This is a genomic window from Sphingomonas sp. R86520, assembly GCF_042466285.1.
Lineage (GTDB): Bacteria > Pseudomonadota > Alphaproteobacteria > Sphingomonadales > Sphingomonadaceae > Sphingomonas.
In genome coordinates this window covers 919611-935014 of record NZ_JAXHBZ010000001.1, presented here as the reverse complement: position 1 = coordinate 935014, position 15404 = coordinate 919611, and the positions used below count along the sequence as shown (strand labels likewise).

Annotated in this window: 12 protein-coding genes and 1 pseudogene; 6 read left to right on the top strand and 7 right to left on the bottom strand. The window is 66.5% G+C overall.

Translation table 11 applies throughout. The features are described from left to right. Positions 1 to 86: 86 nt before the first annotated feature. A complete protein-coding gene (locus tag SJY41_RS04520; protein WP_380779430.1) occupies positions 87 to 533 on the bottom strand; it encodes a DNA polymerase III subunit chi in 447 nt (148 codons plus the stop codon). Between the two features lie 116 nt (positions 534 to 649). Then, positions 650 to 2125, bottom strand: a complete 1476-nt coding sequence (locus SJY41_RS04515) for a leucyl aminopeptidase (protein ID WP_380779428.1) — start codon at positions 2123 to 2125, stop codon at positions 650 to 652. A 202-nt stretch (positions 2126 to 2327) separates the two neighbouring features. On the opposite strand from SJY41_RS04515, the gene SJY41_RS04510 reads away from it, so the two are divergent. From SJY41_RS04510 to rsmA, 4 genes are all read left to right on the top strand, one after another. Beyond that, positions 2328 to 4595, top strand: coding sequence for an LPS-assembly protein LptD (locus tag SJY41_RS04510; RefSeq protein ID WP_380779426.1), 2268 nt, complete (start codon positions 2328 to 2330; stop codon positions 4593 to 4595). 97 nt (positions 4596 to 4692) lie between these two features. Beyond that, entirely contained in the window at positions 4693 to 6054 is a 1362-nt protein-coding gene (locus tag SJY41_RS04505; RefSeq protein ID WP_380779425.1) for a peptidylprolyl isomerase, read from the top strand. Then, complete coding sequence (gene pdxA / locus SJY41_RS04500; protein WP_380779424.1) at positions 6032 to 7072, top strand: 4-hydroxythreonine-4-phosphate dehydrogenase PdxA; 1041 nt, start codon at positions 6032 to 6034, stop codon at positions 7070 to 7072. Before SJY41_RS04505 ends, pdxA begins: the two co-directional genes overlap by 23 nt. Beyond that, entirely contained in the window at positions 7069 to 7884 is an 816-nt protein-coding gene (rsmA, locus tag SJY41_RS04495) for a 16S rRNA (adenine(1518)-N(6)/adenine(1519)-N(6))-dimethyltransferase RsmA (protein WP_380779422.1), read from the top strand. Before pdxA ends, rsmA begins: the two co-directional genes overlap by 4 nt. Positions 7885 to 8059: 175 nt before the next feature. Here the strand turns inward: rsmA and SJY41_RS04490 are convergent, their stop codons facing one another. The 3 genes from SJY41_RS04490 to guaB all read right to left on the bottom strand — a co-directional run bounded on the left by SJY41_RS04490 (position 8060) and on the right by guaB (position 11707). After that, the gene (locus SJY41_RS04490; protein ID WP_380779420.1) at positions 8060 to 8560 is read right to left on the bottom strand and encodes a tetratricopeptide repeat protein; all 501 of its coding nucleotides are present in this window, start codon (positions 8558 to 8560) and stop codon (positions 8060 to 8062) included. 56 nt (positions 8561 to 8616) lie between these two features. Next, entirely contained in the window at positions 8617 to 9804 is a 1188-nt protein-coding gene (locus tag SJY41_RS04485) for an RsmB/NOP family class I SAM-dependent RNA methyltransferase (protein WP_380779418.1), read from the bottom strand. Positions 9805 to 10249: 445 nt separating this feature from the next. Continuing rightward, positions 10250 to 11707 (bottom strand): IMP dehydrogenase, encoded by a 1458-nt coding sequence (gene guaB / locus SJY41_RS04480; RefSeq protein ID WP_380779416.1) that lies wholly within the window; start codon positions 11705 to 11707, stop codon positions 10250 to 10252. 129 nt (positions 11708 to 11836) lie between these two features. On the opposite strand from guaB, the gene SJY41_RS04475 reads away from it, so the two are divergent. After that, complete coding sequence (locus SJY41_RS04475; RefSeq protein WP_380779414.1) at positions 11837 to 12808, top strand: SPFH domain-containing protein; 972 nt, start codon at positions 11837 to 11839, stop codon at positions 12806 to 12808. Further along, the gene (locus SJY41_RS04470; protein ID WP_380779412.1) at positions 12808 to 13245 is read left to right on the top strand and encodes an NfeD family protein; all 438 of its coding nucleotides are present in this window, start codon (positions 12808 to 12810) and stop codon (positions 13243 to 13245) included. The genes SJY41_RS04475 and SJY41_RS04470 overlap by 1 nt, the downstream gene beginning before the upstream one ends. A gap of 121 nt (positions 13246 to 13366) precedes the next feature. Here the strand turns inward: SJY41_RS04470 and SJY41_RS04465 are convergent. Continuing rightward, a pseudogene (locus SJY41_RS04465) lies at positions 13367 to 13558 on the bottom strand (phosphoenolpyruvate carboxykinase (ATP)); the annotation flags it as partial. Between the two features lie 212 nt (positions 13559 to 13770). Beyond that, the gene (locus SJY41_RS04460) at positions 13771 to 15381 is read right to left on the bottom strand and encodes a phosphoenolpyruvate carboxykinase (protein WP_380779410.1); all 1611 of its coding nucleotides are present in this window, start codon (positions 15379 to 15381) and stop codon (positions 13771 to 13773) included. Between the last annotated feature and the right edge of the window lie 23 nt (positions 15382 to 15404).

Genomic DNA, 15404 nt, shown 5'->3' with positions numbered 1-15404 from the left:
GTCACGGGCTCCTGTGTTGACGGTAATTGGATGCGCGGCGCTTAGGCGCGGATCGGGCCTAAAGCAACCTGCGCGGCCTCCTCCCCCTAAGCAGCCTGCTCCCAACGTCCGGAGTCGTTCTGCTTCCAGTAGCGGCGCTCGATCCCCTCGCGGTCGGCGAGTGCCTTCCAGGCCAGCCGCGCCTCGCGGATCGCTTCGTCGTCGAAGATGTGGAAGGCGCGATCAAACGTCAGGATAAGATCACGCCAACGTCCGTCTACCACCGCGACGTTGCGCGCGGCGTTCGCGGGGGCGGTTTCGGGTATTTTTTGGGCGATCAGAATGGGCTGTGCGGAATCGTCGTTGCTGCCGGCCTGAGCGTGGGGAAGGAAGCTCTCGGGGGCGTAGGACCACAGCAGGCGGTCGAGTGCCACGCGCTGTTCTTCGGGTTCGGCAACGATCAAAAGGCGGCCGCCGGTTGCGACAACGCGCTCGGCGATGCGCGGGAGGACGCGGTCGAGGGGGCTGCTTAAGTGGTAAAAATCGACCTGCATTGCTTACTCCCCTTCCGCTTGCGGGAGGGGTCGGGGAGGGCTTTGCCTCGCTCGATACCGCTCGCGGTTGGCCCCTCCCCTAGCCCCTCCCGCAAGCGGGAGGGGAATTCCTGCGTTCAGCCTTCGAAATTATCGGCGACGAACTGGTCGAGCAGGCGCACGCCGTAGCCGGTTGCGCCCTTGTCGTGGTTCGTGCCCGGCTTGTCCGACCAGACCATGCCGGCGATATCCAGATGCGCCCACTTCACGCCTTCGTCGACGAAGCGCTTGATGAACTGCGCCGCGGTGATCGAGCCGGCACCGCGGGGGCCGACGTTCTTCATGTCGGCGATCGGCGAGTCGATCAGCTTGTCGTAGGCGGGCGACAGCGGGAAGCGCCAGAGCGTGTCGCCGGTGGTCTTGCCCGCCGCGATTAGCTGGTCGGCCAGCGCGTCGTCATTGGCGAAGATGCCGCCATTCTCGGTACCGAGCGCGACGATCATCGCGCCGGTGAGCGTCGCGAGATCGACGATCGTGGTCGGCTTGTGCGCCTGCTGGACCCAGGTCACGCAATCGCACAGCACGAGGCGACCCTCGGCGTCGGTGTTGAGCACTTCGATCGTCTGGCCCGACATCGACGTGATCACGTCGCTCGGACGCAGCGCCGCGCCGTCGGGCATGTTCTCGACCAAGCCCATCACGCCGACGACGTTCGCCTTCGCCTTCCGGCTGGCGAGCGCCTTCATCGCGCCGGCGACCGCGCCTGCGCCCCCCATGTCCCACTTCATGTCTTCCATGCCCGCGCCGGGCTTGATCGAGATGCCGCCCGAATCGAACGTCACGCCCTTGCCGACGAACGCGAGCGTCGGCGCATCCGCCCCCGCCCCGTTCCACTTGAGCGCGAGGATGCGCGCTTCACGCCGCGAACCCTGGCTGACACCGAGCAACGAACCCATGCCGAGCTCGGTCATCTGCGCCTCGTCGAGCACGGTGATCTCGAGCCCGAGCCCCTCGACGTCCTTCGTCACCTTCTCGACGAAGCTCTCGGGATAGACGACGTTCGGCGGCGACGTGACCAGCCAGCGGGTCAGGTCGAGACCGCCAGTTACCGCAGCCGCTTCCGCCCATGCTGCATCGGTGCCGTCGGGCGCGCCGGCGATGGTGATTTCGGTCAAAGTCGGCTTCGACTTCTCGGCCAGCTTGGTGCGGTACGTGTCGTAGCGCCATGCGCGCTGGGCGGCGGCAGCGGCAAAGTGCGCAGCAGCCGTCGGGGTCGGCGCGACGCCGGCCGAGAGGTCGGCAACGACCGACTTTGCGCCCGAGGTGAGGAGGCGCGCGGTGATCGCACCGCCGGCCTTCTCCCATTCCCCGGTTCCACCGGCGCCGACCCCGACGAGCAGGACCTGGCGAACCGCGCCGTCGACGGGCACGAACAGCTCGATCACCGATCCTGCCTCGCCTGCAAAGCGTGCCGCCGCGGCCGCGCTCGTCGCCACCGCCTCGCTATCGCCACCGATCGCGCGCCACTTGATCTGCGCCAAGCCGTCCTTCGCGACCGGCACGGCGAGGATCGGGGCGTTGGCGGGAGCGGTCGGGGCGAAGACGATCTGCATGAAGAAACCTCGGGAAGCTTTTGAACGGATGTACGTACGCCATAAGTTGATGCCGCGGGTACGGCAAAGCAAGGTGGTCCCCCCGACGCACGATGATTGCAGCGACACGCTGGGATGCGATTGCAGCGAAGCCTCGGTGGTGCGATAGGCGGGCGATATGGTGGCAAACGGCTGCCCAGTGCCAAAGGGGTTGGTTCGGATCGTGTTGCGTATCGACCTTTTGACGGGTTGCGCCCTTTCGCTCGCGCTGGCGACCGGACTGGCCGCGGCCCCGGCGCAGGCTCAGGATTTCCAGAGCCGCCCCGTGGCGCCTCCGGTGCAGGATCCGCCGGTTGCCAACGCGTCGACCGCAACGCCGGCGGAGGACCAGGTGCAGTTCAGCTCCACGGCGCTGGAGTACAACACCAACACCGATATCGTCACCGCGACCGGTGAAGTCCGGATGTTCCGCCAAGGCAATCGCCTGCGCGCCGACAAGGTCGTCTGGAACCGAAAGACCGGCAAGGTCGTCGCGACCGGCAACATCGCGGTCACCAATCCCGAAGGCGACATCGCATACGGCGACGAGATCAACCTGACCGATTCGCTGAAGGACGGCGTGGTCGACAACATGCTCGTCGTGCTCGAACAGGGCGGGCGACTGGCGGCCAAGCAAGGCACGCGCGAGACCGACGGTACGGTGAACCTGCGCACTGCCGCATACACACCGTGCGGCGTCACCAACGCAGCCGGCTGTCCGAAGGAACCGACGTGGAAGATCACCGCGGTCCGCGTCACCTATCGTCCCGAACGCAAACGCATCTATTATTCCGGCGCACGGCTGCATCTGTTCGGCCTGCCGAGCCTGCCGCTGCCCAAATTCTCTAATCCGGTAGGTGGCGGCAGCGACAGCGGCCTTCTCTCGCCGGACGGTGGGTATAGCCGGGTCAACGGGTTCGAAGTCAGCCTGCCCTATTATTGGAAGCTTGCCCCCAATCAGGGGCTGATCATCACGCCGCACATCTACACCAGCGTGCTGCCGATGGCGCAGGTGGATTATTCGGCGTTGAGTACGAAGGGCGCGTTTCGCGTGCGGGCCTATGCCACCGAGAGCCGGCGCAGCGACGACCTGACGACCGCCGATCCGACCGATACCAGCATGGCGTTCCGCGGCTATCTCGACGGGATGGCACGCTATCAATTGTCGCCGAACTGGAGCGTCAGCGGTTCGCTGCGCCTGACGACCGACCGGACATTCCTGCGTCGCTACGACATCTCGCGTGACGACCGGCTGCGCAGCACTGCCAGCCTCGAACGGATCGACGACAGCAGTTATTTCTCGCTTACCGGCTGGTATGCGCAGACCTTGCGCGTGAACGACAGCCAGGGGCAACAGCCGATCGCGCTGCCCGAGATCGATTATCGCAAACGCTTCGACGATGGCCTTGTCGGCGGTCGGTTCCAGCTTCAGCTGAACACGCTCGCGCTGACACGCACCGATGGCCAGGACACGCAGCGCGCGTTCGCCAGCTTGCAATGGGACCTGCGCCGCCTGACCAACTGGGGCCAGGAGGTCACCTTCACCGCGTTCGCGCGCGGCGACCTGTACAACACGAGCGATACGCTCGCGACGACCAACATCGGCTATCGCGGGCTCGACGGGTTTCACCAGCGCGCGATCGGCGCGGTTGCGGTCGACGTGAAATGGCCGTTCATCGGCACGTTCCTTGGCGGCACGCAGCGCTTCACGCCGCGCGTCCAGATCGTCGCGGCGCCGAAGGTCGCCAACACGACCCTGCCGAACGAAGATTCCCGCGCGGTCGATCTCGATGATACCAACCTGTTCGCGCTCAACCGGTTTGCCGGCTACGATCGGTTCGAGGACGCGTCCCGCGCGACCTATGGCGGTGAATGGGCTCTCGACCTGCCCGGGATCAGCTTCACGACGAATGTCGGCCAGAGCTATCGCCTGGGTACGCGGCCGACGATCCTTCCCGACGGCACCGGCCTCAGCGACCGCTTCTCGGATATCGTCGGACGCACCGAGCTTCGGTTTCGCGACTTCGTCTCGATCGTCCATCGCTACAGGCTCGACAAGGACAGCTTTGCGATCCGGCGCAACGAGCTGGACGCGACGATCGGTTCGCGCGCCACCTATGTGCTGGTGGGGTATCTGAAGCTGAACCGTAATATTGATGCGGCGATCGAGGATCTGCGCGACCGCGAGGAGGTCCGCGTTGCCGGCCGCGTGCAATTCGCGCGGTTCTGGTCGGCGTTCGGCTCCGGGGTGGTCGATCTGACGAACAAGTCGGAGGATCCGCTGTCGGTCAGCGACGGCTTCAGCCCGATCCGTCACCGCCTCGGCGTGCAGTATGAGGATGACTGCCTGCGCCTCGGCGCGACATGGCGACGGACCTACAACGACACGGGCGACGCGCGGAAGGGCAACAGCTTCCTGTTGACGCTGGCGTTCACCAACCTCGGCCGCTAAGCCCGCGTTCAGCTAAATCGAGGCAAGCCGCGCCGAATACGCGTCGCCATGACAATGGCGGTGCTGTTTACGGGGCGCGATGATGGGATACCGACACTTGAAGCATGATGTTCGACTGGCGGCGCGTGGCGGCCGTGTGATCGGTGCGGTGGTTTTGGCGGCGCTCGCAGCGAGTGCGCTGGCGCAGACCGTGCCGGACCAGAGCGTACCCGACAATACGGGTCTCGATATCCCGGCGAACCTTCAGATCTTTGGCAAGCTCGACCCGAACGTCCGCAAGCCGACCGCGATCGTCAACGACACCGTGATCACCGGGACCGACGTCGATCAGCGCGTCGCGCTGGTGGCGATGGCGAACGAAGCCAAGCTGTCCGCCGAGGATCGCGAGCGGTTGAAGCTGCAGGTGCTGCGCCAGCTGATCGACGAGACGCTGCAGATCCAGGAGGCGAAGACCGCCGACATCACGATCACGCCCGCCGAACTGACCCAGAGCTACGACGCGGTGGCGAAGCGGTTCAATCGCACCCCGGTCGCGATGCGCACGTATCTGCGCGAATCCGGATCGTCCGATCGTTCGCTCAAGCGTCAGATCGAGGGCGAGCTTGCCTGGCAGCGGTATCTGCGTCGCCGGGTCGAGCCCTTCGTCAACGTCGGCGACGAGGAGGTGAAGTCGATCATCGATCGTCTCCAGGCCGCCAAGGGTACCGACGAGTTCAACCTCAAGGAAATCTATCTCGCGGCGACGCCGGCGAACAGCCAGCAGGTCTATGCGAACGCAAAGCAGATCCTGCAGGAAATTCAGAAGGGCGCGCAGCCGTTCGAATATTATGCTCGGCAGTTCTCCGAAGCATCGACGCGGGCCGTCGGCGGCGATCTCGGCTGGATCCGTGCAGCCACCTTGCCGAGCCAGCTGGCCGAAGCCGCGACGACGATGCAGGTCGGCCAGGTCGCAGGGCCCATCGAGGTGTCCGGCGGCTATTCGATCCTGTATCTCACCGACAAGCGCCAGGTGCTGACCGCCGACCCGCGCGATGCCAAGCTGAGCCTGAAGCAGCTGACGTTGCGCTTCCCGCCGAACACCAACCAGGCACAGGCCACGGCGCGGGCGCAGGCATTCGCCAAGGCGACCCAGGAGTTGCGCGGCTGTGGTACGGTCGAGAAGGTCGCGGCCGGGATCGGCGCGGACGTGGTCGACAACGACACCGTCCGGATCCGCGATCTGCCGCCGCAGCTGCAGGAAGTGATGCTGAAGCTCCAGGTTGGCGAGTCGAGCCCGCCGTTCGGTTCCGCCGAGCAGGGCGTGCGCGCGCTGGTGTTGTGTGGTCGCGACGAAGCGGCTGGCGGTTCGGTGCCGAACTCGGAACAGATCCAGGGCCAGCTCGAACAGCAGCGCGTCAATCTGCGGGCGCAGCAGAAACTGCGCGATCTGCGGCGCGATGCCGTCGTCGAATATCGTTGATCGGCGCGTGACCGCCGTGCTGCCGCTCGCGGTATCGATGGGCGACCCGGCGGGGATCGGGCCGGAAATCATCGCCAAGGCTTGGGAGAGGAGGGTTGCGAACGCCCTTCCCCCGTTCGTCGCGGTGGGCGATGCGCGCGCGGTCGAGCGCGTCTGGAATGGGCCGGTTGCGCGGATTGCCGACCTCGGCGAAGTGGCGGCGGCTTTCCCGCAGGCGCTGCCGGTCCTGACCGTCGAAGATGCCGGCGACATCACGCCCGGAGTTCCCGATGCCGAAGGCGCCCGCTGTGCGCTGCATTCGCTCGAGTTGGCCGTCGGGCTGGTTCGTACCGGCGCCGCGCGCGCGTTGGTAACGGGCCCGGTATCGAAGGCGCAGCTCTACGCGATCGGCTTCACCCATCCGGGCCAGACCGAGTTCGTCGCTGAGCGCTACGGCGTAGCGGGCGATAACGCGGTGATGATGCTGGCGGGGCCGTCGCTGAAGGTCGTTCCGATAACGACGCATGTACCGCTCAACGAAGTATCAGGGTTGCTGTCCGTCGAACTCATCGTTGCGAAGGCGCGGGCGACGGCGCGCGGCCTGCTGCGTAATTTCGGGATAGAAAACCCGCGACTCGCCTTTGCCGGCTTCAATCCGCACGCGGGCGAACAGGGTGCGTTGGGTCGCGAAGAGATCGACATCATCGCGCCGGCCATCGCCATCCTGCGCGAAGAGGGCATCGACGCGTCGGGACCGTTCGCGGCCGACACGATGTTCCATCCCCGCGCGCGTACGACCTATGACGTCGTGATGTGCTGTTATCACGATCAGGCACTCGTCCCCCTGAAGACGATCCACTTCGACGAGGGCGTGAACATGACGCTGGGCCTGCCGATCGTGCGGACCTCGCCCGATCACGGCACCGCCTTTGCGATCGCCGGCAAGAACGTCGCCGAACCCGGCGCGATGATCGCCGCGATCGCGATGGCGGGCGAAGCCGCGGATCGGCGCGAGCAGACTGCCGCTTGCAAGCCATGACCGAGCTACCACCGCTGCGCGAAGTCATCGCGCGCTATGGCTTGAACGCGAGCAAGGCACTTGGGCAGAATTTCCTGTTCGACGGGCAATTGCTCAAGCGGATTGCGGCGGTGCCCGGCGATCTCCAGGATGCCGAAGTGCTCGAAGTCGGGCCCGGCCCGGGCGGCCTGACGCGGGCACTGCTCGCGGCGGGGGCCCGCGTGACCGCGATCGAGCGTGACCGGCGCTGCATCCCCGCGCTCGCCGAACTTGGTGAGGCCTTTCCTGGGCGGCTGCGCGTGATCGAGGGTGACGCGATGGAAGTCGACGCCCCGGCCCTGTTCGAGGGCAAGCCGCACATCGTCTCGAACCTGCCGTACAATATCGGCACGGCGCTGCTGGTCGGCTGGCTGTCGACGTCGTGGCTGCCATGGTGGCAATCGTGCACGCTGATGTTCCAGAAGGAAGTCGCGGAGCGGATCGTGGCGAAGACCAACGACGATCATTACGGCCGGCTGGCGGTACTGGCGCAGTGGCGCTCGACCGCCCGGATCGCCATGCCGGTGCACCGGTCCGCCTTCACGCCACCGCCGAAGGTGATGTCGGCAGTGGTGCATCTGACGCCGGTCGAGGCCCCCGAGGGGGTGAACTTCGCGGTGCTGGAGCGACTGACGGGCGCGGCGTTCGGGCAGCGGCGGAAGATGTTACGGCAGAGCTTGAAGGGTGTGCCCGGGGCGCTCGATGCGCTGGAGCGGATCGGGGTGGAGGCTACGCGACGGGCTGAGACGCTGTCGGTGGCGGATTTCACCGCGTTGGCGAAGGCGGTCGGGTAGCAAGGGGGCAGTTAACCCAGACGCATTCAGAATTTCGAGAAGCACCACCCCGGCGGAGGCCGGGGCCCAGTTGGCAAGGCCGTGGTAACGACCCGCCGTCCGAGGTTATTGTTGTTTCCCAACCGGGCCCCGGCCTTCGCCGGGGTGGTGCAAGAGGAACTGGCCCGCTGGAACCTCAATCCTTGGCGGCGGCCGGCGTCTTGTCGACCTGTGCCGTCGTGATCGGCGGGCCCTTCGCGATCACCGCCGCAAGCTGCGTCGCCTCGGGGCACGCGCCCTTGCAGAGCGTCCGGATCTTCACGAGATTGTCCTTCGCGCGGACCACGGCGCCCTTGGCGACCAGAGCCTCGCCCTGCCCCTTCAACGCCGCGACGTCGTTCGGCTCCAGCAGCAACGCCTCGCGATAGAGGCGGATCGCCTTGCCCGGCAGATCGCGCGTTTCGGCGACCTGCGCGAGCAGCAGGAACGCTGCCCGGTTACGCGGGTCGACCGCTACCGAGGTTTCCAGCGTGTCCGTCGCAGCGTCCAGATTCCCGGCCGTCATCAGCGAACGCCCCTGTGCCAGCAGTTGCATCGAACGCGCGTCGATCTGGCTGTCGGGGCGCTGCCCACTGAGCGATGTCGACACGCACACGATGGTCAGCGCGGCGGCAAGGGCAACGGACGAAAAACGCATGATCGTCTCCAGGCGGGTCACAGATTGGGCCACATGTTGGACCATAGGGCGGCTGGCTAGCACGCAGCCCGGAGGCGCGCGACAAAAAAGCCGTCGGTGCCGTCGCGACCGGGTTCGAGGCGGATGCCATGGCCGTGTTTGGCACCCGCGGGGAGCGTGAGCGGCTCGGTGGTCCAGCCGGGATGCGCGTTCAGGAACCACTTCACCTGATCATTGCCCTCGGCGTCGAGCAGCGAGCAGACGATGTAGACGAGCGCGCCGCCGGGCTTGACCAGCGTGGCGGCCACGGAGAGCACCTGCTGCTGCGTCGATTGCAGCCGCGAGACACGGTCGGGGGTAAGCCGCCAGCGCGCCTCGGGATTGCGCCGCCACGTGCCGGTGCCCGAGCAGGGGGCATCGACCAGCACGCCGTCCGCGCGCCCGGCCCATTCGCTCAGCGCCTCGATCTCGCGCGTCGGGTTGAGCAGACGGCTCTCGATGATCGTCGCGCCGGCGCGGGTCGCGCGCGGAGCGAGGCGCGAGAGGCGATTACGGTCGGTGTCGCAGGCGAGAACAACGCCTTCGTTCGCCATCGTCGCGGCGAGCGCGAGCGTCTTGCCGCCGGCACCCGCGCACAGATCGACGATCCGCTCGCCGGGTTTCGCCTGCATCGCGAGACCGACGATCTGGCTGCCCTCGTCCTGCACTTCGAGCGCGCCTTCGTTGAAGAGCGGGAGCGCTTCGACGTTGGTGCCGGTCGGCAGGCGGATGCCGTACGGCGCGTGTGGGGTGGCTTCGGCCTCCGGGAGCGCGCCGAGGACGGTCGCGCGGTCGGCGATCAGCGTGTTGACGCGCAGGTCGAGCGTGGCGCGGCCGGCGAGGTCGGTGAGTGCGGCGCCGTCGAGCCCCGAGGCGCGGAGGGCCTTGGTCAGCCACTGCGGCGCGACGCCGGCGCGGGCGCGGGGTTCGTCCTTGGCGATCGGGGCCGGGGCGTGGGTCGAGCCGTCGAAGGTCGCGGCGAGCTCGGGGTCGGCATCGGCGACGAGCAGCATTGCAGTGCGCCCGTTCTCTGGCCGGTCACCGGCTTTGCGAACCGCGGCGTAGACCAGTTCGCGGACCGCGCGGCGATCCTTCGAGCCGGCGTAGCGGCGGGTCGCGAAGTAGCGGGCGATCAGTGTGTCGGCGGCGGCACCGGACTCGCGGGCTGCGGCGATGATCTGGTCGAGCAGTTCGATCGCGGCCTGGGTGCGTGCGGGAGGAGTCACTTCTGGGCTCCCGATTTCGTGCGGGTTCCGGGGCAGGCTTGGTACGGGGTGTTCGTCATCATCCCCTCCCCTAGCGTCTCTGGCGAGCGGACGGGGAATAATTTCGGGTTGGCCGTCACGCCGCAGCGGATGCCGGCGCGTAGCCCGTCATTTCTTCGCCCGTCGTCCCCTCATCCGTTATCGCCTTCCCCGTCACCCCCCTCCCCGTCATCCCGGCGGACGCCGGGACCCATGGTTGCGATTTGGGTAATGGTTGCGCGCTATCGCTCGGTCCACCGTGTCCGTGGGTCCCGGCGGTCGCCGGGATGACGGATAGGGGTGGTAGCGATCTTTTACATACCCCAGGAAAAGCGTGGGTCCCCGCGAAGGCGGGGACCCAGACTGGGCTCCCGCCTTCGCGGGAGAACAAGGGAGAGCCGCACCTTCGGCAAAAGCCCCGCTGGCGTTACCGCGTCGGGTAGTTCGGCGCTTCTCGCGTGATCGTCACGTCGTGAACGTGGCTCTCCATCAAGCCCGCCCCGGTAATCTGCACGAACTCCGCCCGCGCCTGGAGATCCGGGATCGTCGCCGACCCGGTATACCCCATCGCCGCCTTGATCCCGCCGATGAGCTGGTGGATCACGTCCTTGGCCGGGCCCTTGTACGCGACCTGCCCCTCGATGCCCTCGGGCACCAGCTTCAGCTGATCCTTGATGTCGCCCTGGAAATAGCGATCCGCCGACCCGCGCCCCATCGCGCCGACCGAGCCCATGCCGCGGTACGACTTGTACGCGCGGCCCTGATACAGGAACGTCTCGCCCGGCGCTTCGTCCGTGCCAGCCAGCAGCGAGCCGATCATCACCGTCGATGCGCCCGCCGCGAGCGCCTTGGCCATGTCGCCCGAAGTACGAATCCCGCCATCCGCGATCACCGGAACGCCGGCCTTGTGGCCAGCCTCCGCGCAATCCATCACCGCGGTCAGCTGCGGCACGCCGACGCCGGCGACGACGCGGGTCGTGCAGATCGAGCCCGGGCCGATGCCGACCTTGATCCCGTCGGCACCCGCACCGATCAACGACCGCGTCGCTTCGCCCGTCGCGACATTGCCTGCGACGACCTGGACCGAGTTGGACAGCTTCTTCACCCGCTCGACCGCGCGTGCGACGTCGCGGTTATGGCCGTGCGCGGTGTCGATCACGATCAGGTCACAGCCGGCATCGATCAACTGCTCGGTCCGGTCGAAGCCCTTGTCGCCGACCGTCGTCGCGGCGGCCACGCGCAGGCGCCCCGCCTCGTCCTTGGTGGCATCCGGGAACATCACCGCCTTCTCGATGTCCTTGACGGTGATCAGCCCGACGCAGCGATACTGCGCATCGACCACCAGCAGCTTCTCGATCCGGCGAAGGTGGAGCAGGCGGCGCGCCTCTTCCTTGCCGACTTCGGTCGAGACGGTGGCCAGGTTCTCGTGAGTCATCAACTCGCTGACCGGCTGTTTCGGATCGCCCGCGAAGCGCACGTCGCGGTTGGTGAGAATGCCGACGAGCTTGCCGTCTGCTTCGACGACCGGGATGCCGCTGATCCGGTGGCCCGACATAAGCGCCTGCGCCTCGCCGAGAGTCGCGGTCGGCGCGATCGTGATCGGGTTGACCACCATGCCCGATTCGAAGCGCTTGACCTGGCGCACCGCGGCGACCTGCTGCTCGACGGTAAGGTTACGGTGGAGCACGCCCATACCGCCGAGCTGCGCCATGACGATCGCCATGTCGGCCTCGGTCACGGTGTCCATCGCCGAGGACAGGATCGGGATGTTGAGCGCGATGCCGCGCGTCAGCTGCGTGCGGGTATCGGCCTGGCTTGGCACCACGTCCGATTCCCCCGGATACAGGAGGACGTCGTCGAAAGTGAGGCCGAGGCGGATATCCATGAGAGCTGCCGTTCCTGGTGTGAGGTGGCGCGCCATGTAACCAAAGCCGGCGCGTACGGCTAGGCCTCTCCTTCTTCGCCGTGCTATAGCGACGGCGATCCCGGATGGGACAAGGATGGGGATGAACCGATGGGCCTGACCGTTGCCGCACTCTTACTGGCACTGGTGCTGTTGTACCTCTTCACCAGCATCAAGATCGTCCACCAGGGTTATCAATACACGATCGAGCATTTCGGCCGGTTCACTACGGTCGCGCGACCCGGCTTCAATTTCTACCCCGCCTTCTTCTACCGCGTCGGGCGGAAGGTGAACATGATGGAGCAGGTGATCGACATCCCCGGCCAGGAGATCATCACCAAGGACAATGCGATGATCTCGACCGACGGGGTCGTGTTCTTCCAGGTGCTCGACTCGGCCAAGGCGGCATACGAGGTGTCGGACCTGTACCAGGCGCTGCTGCAGCTCACGACGACCAACCTGCGTACGGTGATGGGCTCGATGGACCTCGACGAGACGCTGTCGAAGCGCGACGAGATCAATGCGCGGCTGCTCAACGTGGTGGATCACGCGACGACGCCTTGGGGGGTCAAGATCACGCGAGTCGAGATCAAGGACATCCGCCCGCCAGCGGACATCGTCAACGCGATGGGCCGCCAGATGAAGGCCGAGCGCGAGAAGCGGGCGAACATCCTCGATGCGGAGGGCTCGCGGGCGTCGGAGATCCTGCGCGCCGAGGGGCAGAAGCAGGCGCGGATCCTCGAGTCCGAGGGACGCAAGGAATCGGCGTTCCGTGATGCCGAGGCACGTGAGCGGGCGGCGGTTGCCGAGGCGTCGGCGACGCGTGCGGTGTCCCAGGCGATCGAGGAAGGTGGTGCGCAGGCAATCAACTATTTCATCGCGCAGAAGTACGTCGAGGCGATCGGCAAGTTCGCGACCTCGCCAAATGCAAAGACGATCCTCTTCCCGGTCGAGGCTACCCAGTTGATGGGGACGCTGGGCGGGATCGGGGAGCTGGCGAAGGATGCGTTGCGCGATGCCACGGCATCGCCGCCGGCCAAGCCCGAGCCGCGAAAAGGTCCGTTCGAGCTGCCGAAACGCTGATGGACGGCGTCAGCGCGGCAGGCGCGTGGCTGATCGCGGCGTTGGTGCTGGGGATCGCCGAGCTTGCGGCGCCCGGGATTTTCCTGGTCTTCCTGGCGATCGCGGCGGCGGTGACCGGATTGGCAGTGTTCGCGCTGCCGGATCTGCCGGTGCCTGCGCAATTGGCGGCGTTCGCGATCTGGAGCGCGGTAACCGTGCTGATCGGCAAGCGATGGTACCGGGATTATCCGGTCGAGGGCGGCGATCCGATGCTGAACGATCGGTCTGCGCGGCTGGTGGGTCAGGTGGTCGTTGTGGAGACCGCCCTGGTCGGCGGGCGTGGCCGGGTACTGGTCGGCGATGGGAGCTGGCCGGCACGTGGTGAGGATGCGGCGGTCGGGACACGAGTAAAAGTCAGCGCCGTCGTAAACGGCGAAGTCGTCGTCGACCCCCTCTAAACCCTCTCCCCTCAGGGGAGAGGGAGAGCCGCGTAGCGGCGAGGGTGAGGGCACGCCGTACCACGTGCCCTCACCTTCCCACCCGACTTCGTCGTGCGGGCCCCTTCCTCTGAATTTTAGTTCAGGCCGTCTCACGCACCTGGGGCGCTGCCTGCCGGACACCCTCGTCGACATGCTCCGCAAACTGCGCGAAGTTCTCCACGAACAGGTCGACCAGTTTCGCCGCCGTAGCATCGTACGCGTCCTTGTCTGTCCAGGTCGCCCGCGGATCGAGGATCGCGCTGTCGACCCCCGGCACGCTCACCGGCACGTGATGAGGATGCGGCGGTTGGGACACGCGTAACCATCACCAAAGTCATCGACGGTGAAGTCGTTGTGGAGCCCCTCTAAACCCTCTCCCCTCAGGGGAGAGGGAGAGCCGCGTAGCGGCGAGGGTGAGGGCACGCCGTATCACGTGCCCTCACCTTCCCACCCGACTTCGTCGTGCGGGCCCCTTCCTCTCCCCGAGGGGAGAGGAGTTTTAGTTCAGGCCGTCTCTCTCACCTTCGGCGCGGCCTGCCTCACGCCCTCGTCGACATGCTCAGCAAACTGCGCGAAGTTCTCGACGAACAGGTCGACCAGTTTCGCCGCCGTAGCATCGTACGCGTCCTTGTCCGCCCAGGTCGTTCGCGGATCGAGGATGGCGCTGTCGACACCTGGCACGCTCACCGGCACCTGGAACCCGAAGTTCGGGTCCGTCCGGAACTCCGCGTCGTTCAAACTCCCATCGAGCGCGGCGTTCAGCAGCGCCCGCGTCGCCTTGATCGGCATGCGGTTGCCGACACCGTATTTGCCGCCGGTCCAGCCGGTGTTGACCAGCCAGCAATCGACGCCGCCCTTCGCGATCCGCGCCTTGAGCAAATTGCCGTAGACCGAAGGATGGCGCGGCATGAACGGCGCGCCGAAGCAGGTCGAGAACGTCGCATCGGGCTCGGTCACGCCGATCTCGGTCCCCGCGACGCGTGCGGTGTAGCCCGAGAGGAAGTGGTACATCGCCTGGTCTGGGGTCAGCTTGGCGATCGGCGGCAGCACGCCGTAGGCATCCGCGGTCAGCATCACGATGTTGCGCGGCACCGGCCCCATGTTCTCGGCCGACGCATTCGGGATGAAGTCGATCGGATACGCACCGCGGCTGTTCTCCGCGAGCGTGTGGTCGTCGAGATCGAGCAGCCGCGTCGCCGGGTCCATCACGACGTTCTCCAGCACCGTCCCGAAGCGCTTGGTCGTCGCGAAGATCTCGGGCTCCGCATCGGCGGACAGGCGAATCATCTTGGCGTAGCATCCGCCCTCGAAATTGAAGACCGCGGTGTCGGACCAGCCATGCTCGTCGTCACCGATCAGCGTGCGGCTCGCATCGGCGCTGAGCGTCGTCTTGCCAGTCCCCGACAAGCCGAAGAACACCGCGGTATCGCCGTTCGCGCCCATGTTCGCCGAGCAATGCATCGGCATCACGCCGGTCGGCGGCAGCAGGTAGTTGAGCAGGCCGAACACCGACTTCTTCATCTCGCCCGCGTACTTCGTGCCACCGATCAGGATCAGCTTGTCGGTAAAGTTCACCGCGATCACCGTCTCGCTGCGGCAGCCGTGCCGCGCGGGATCGGCGCGGAAGCTCGGCAGGTCGACGATCGTATAGTCCGCGACAAAGTCCTTGAGCGCAGCCTCTTCAGGCCGCACCAGCATCGTCCGGATGAACAGGTTATGCCATGCCAGTTCGGTGACCACCCGCACATTCACGCGGTGATCGGCCTGCGAGCCGCCGTAAAGATCCTGCACGAACAGCTCGTCCTTGGCGGCGAGCGCCGCGAAGAAATCGTCCTTCAGCGCGGCGAAATGCGCAGGCTCCATCGCCTTGTTGCTCTTGCCCCACCAGACCGTCGCGTCCGTCTCGGCATCGCGGACGATGAACTTGTCCTGCGCCGAGCGACCGGTATGCGCGCCGGTTTCGACGACCAGGGGCCCATCAGCGGACAGGCTGCCTTCGCCACGTTCCAGCGCGGCCTCGACGAGCTGCGCGGTGACCAGGTTCCAATGCAGGGCGGCGCGGGTTTCGATCCCCTGCACGGCGAGGCCGCCGGCCGGAATACGTTCGTTGGACAAGGCATCTCTCCACAAGATATTTT

Excerpts from the sequence above, each read along its gene's own strand:
- SJY41_RS04520 (WP_380779430.1), bottom strand. The coding sequence starts at position 533 with ATGCAGGTCGATTTTTACCACTTAAGCAGCCCCCTCGACCGCGTCCTC.
- SJY41_RS04515 (WP_380779428.1), bottom strand. The coding sequence starts at position 2,125 with ATGCAGATCGTCTTCGCCCCGACCGCTCCCGCCAACGCCCCGATCCTC.
- pdxA (WP_380779424.1), top strand. The coding sequence starts at position 6,032 with ATGCCGTCGTCGAATATCGTTGATCGGCGCGTGACCGCCGTGCTGCCG.
- rsmA (WP_380779422.1), top strand. The coding sequence starts at position 7,069 with ATGACCGAGCTACCACCGCTGCGCGAAGTCATCGCGCGCTATGGCTTG.
- SJY41_RS04490 (WP_380779420.1), bottom strand. The coding sequence starts at position 8,560 with ATGCGTTTTTCGTCCGTTGCCCTTGCCGCCGCGCTGACCATCGTGTGC.
- guaB (WP_380779416.1), bottom strand. The coding sequence starts at position 11,707 with ATGGATATCCGCCTCGGCCTCACTTTCGACGACGTCCTCCTGTATCCG.
- SJY41_RS04475 (WP_380779414.1), top strand. The coding sequence starts at position 11,837 with ATGGGCCTGACCGTTGCCGCACTCTTACTGGCACTGGTGCTGTTGTAC.
- SJY41_RS04470 (WP_380779412.1), top strand. The coding sequence starts at position 12,808 with ATGGACGGCGTCAGCGCGGCAGGCGCGTGGCTGATCGCGGCGTTGGTG.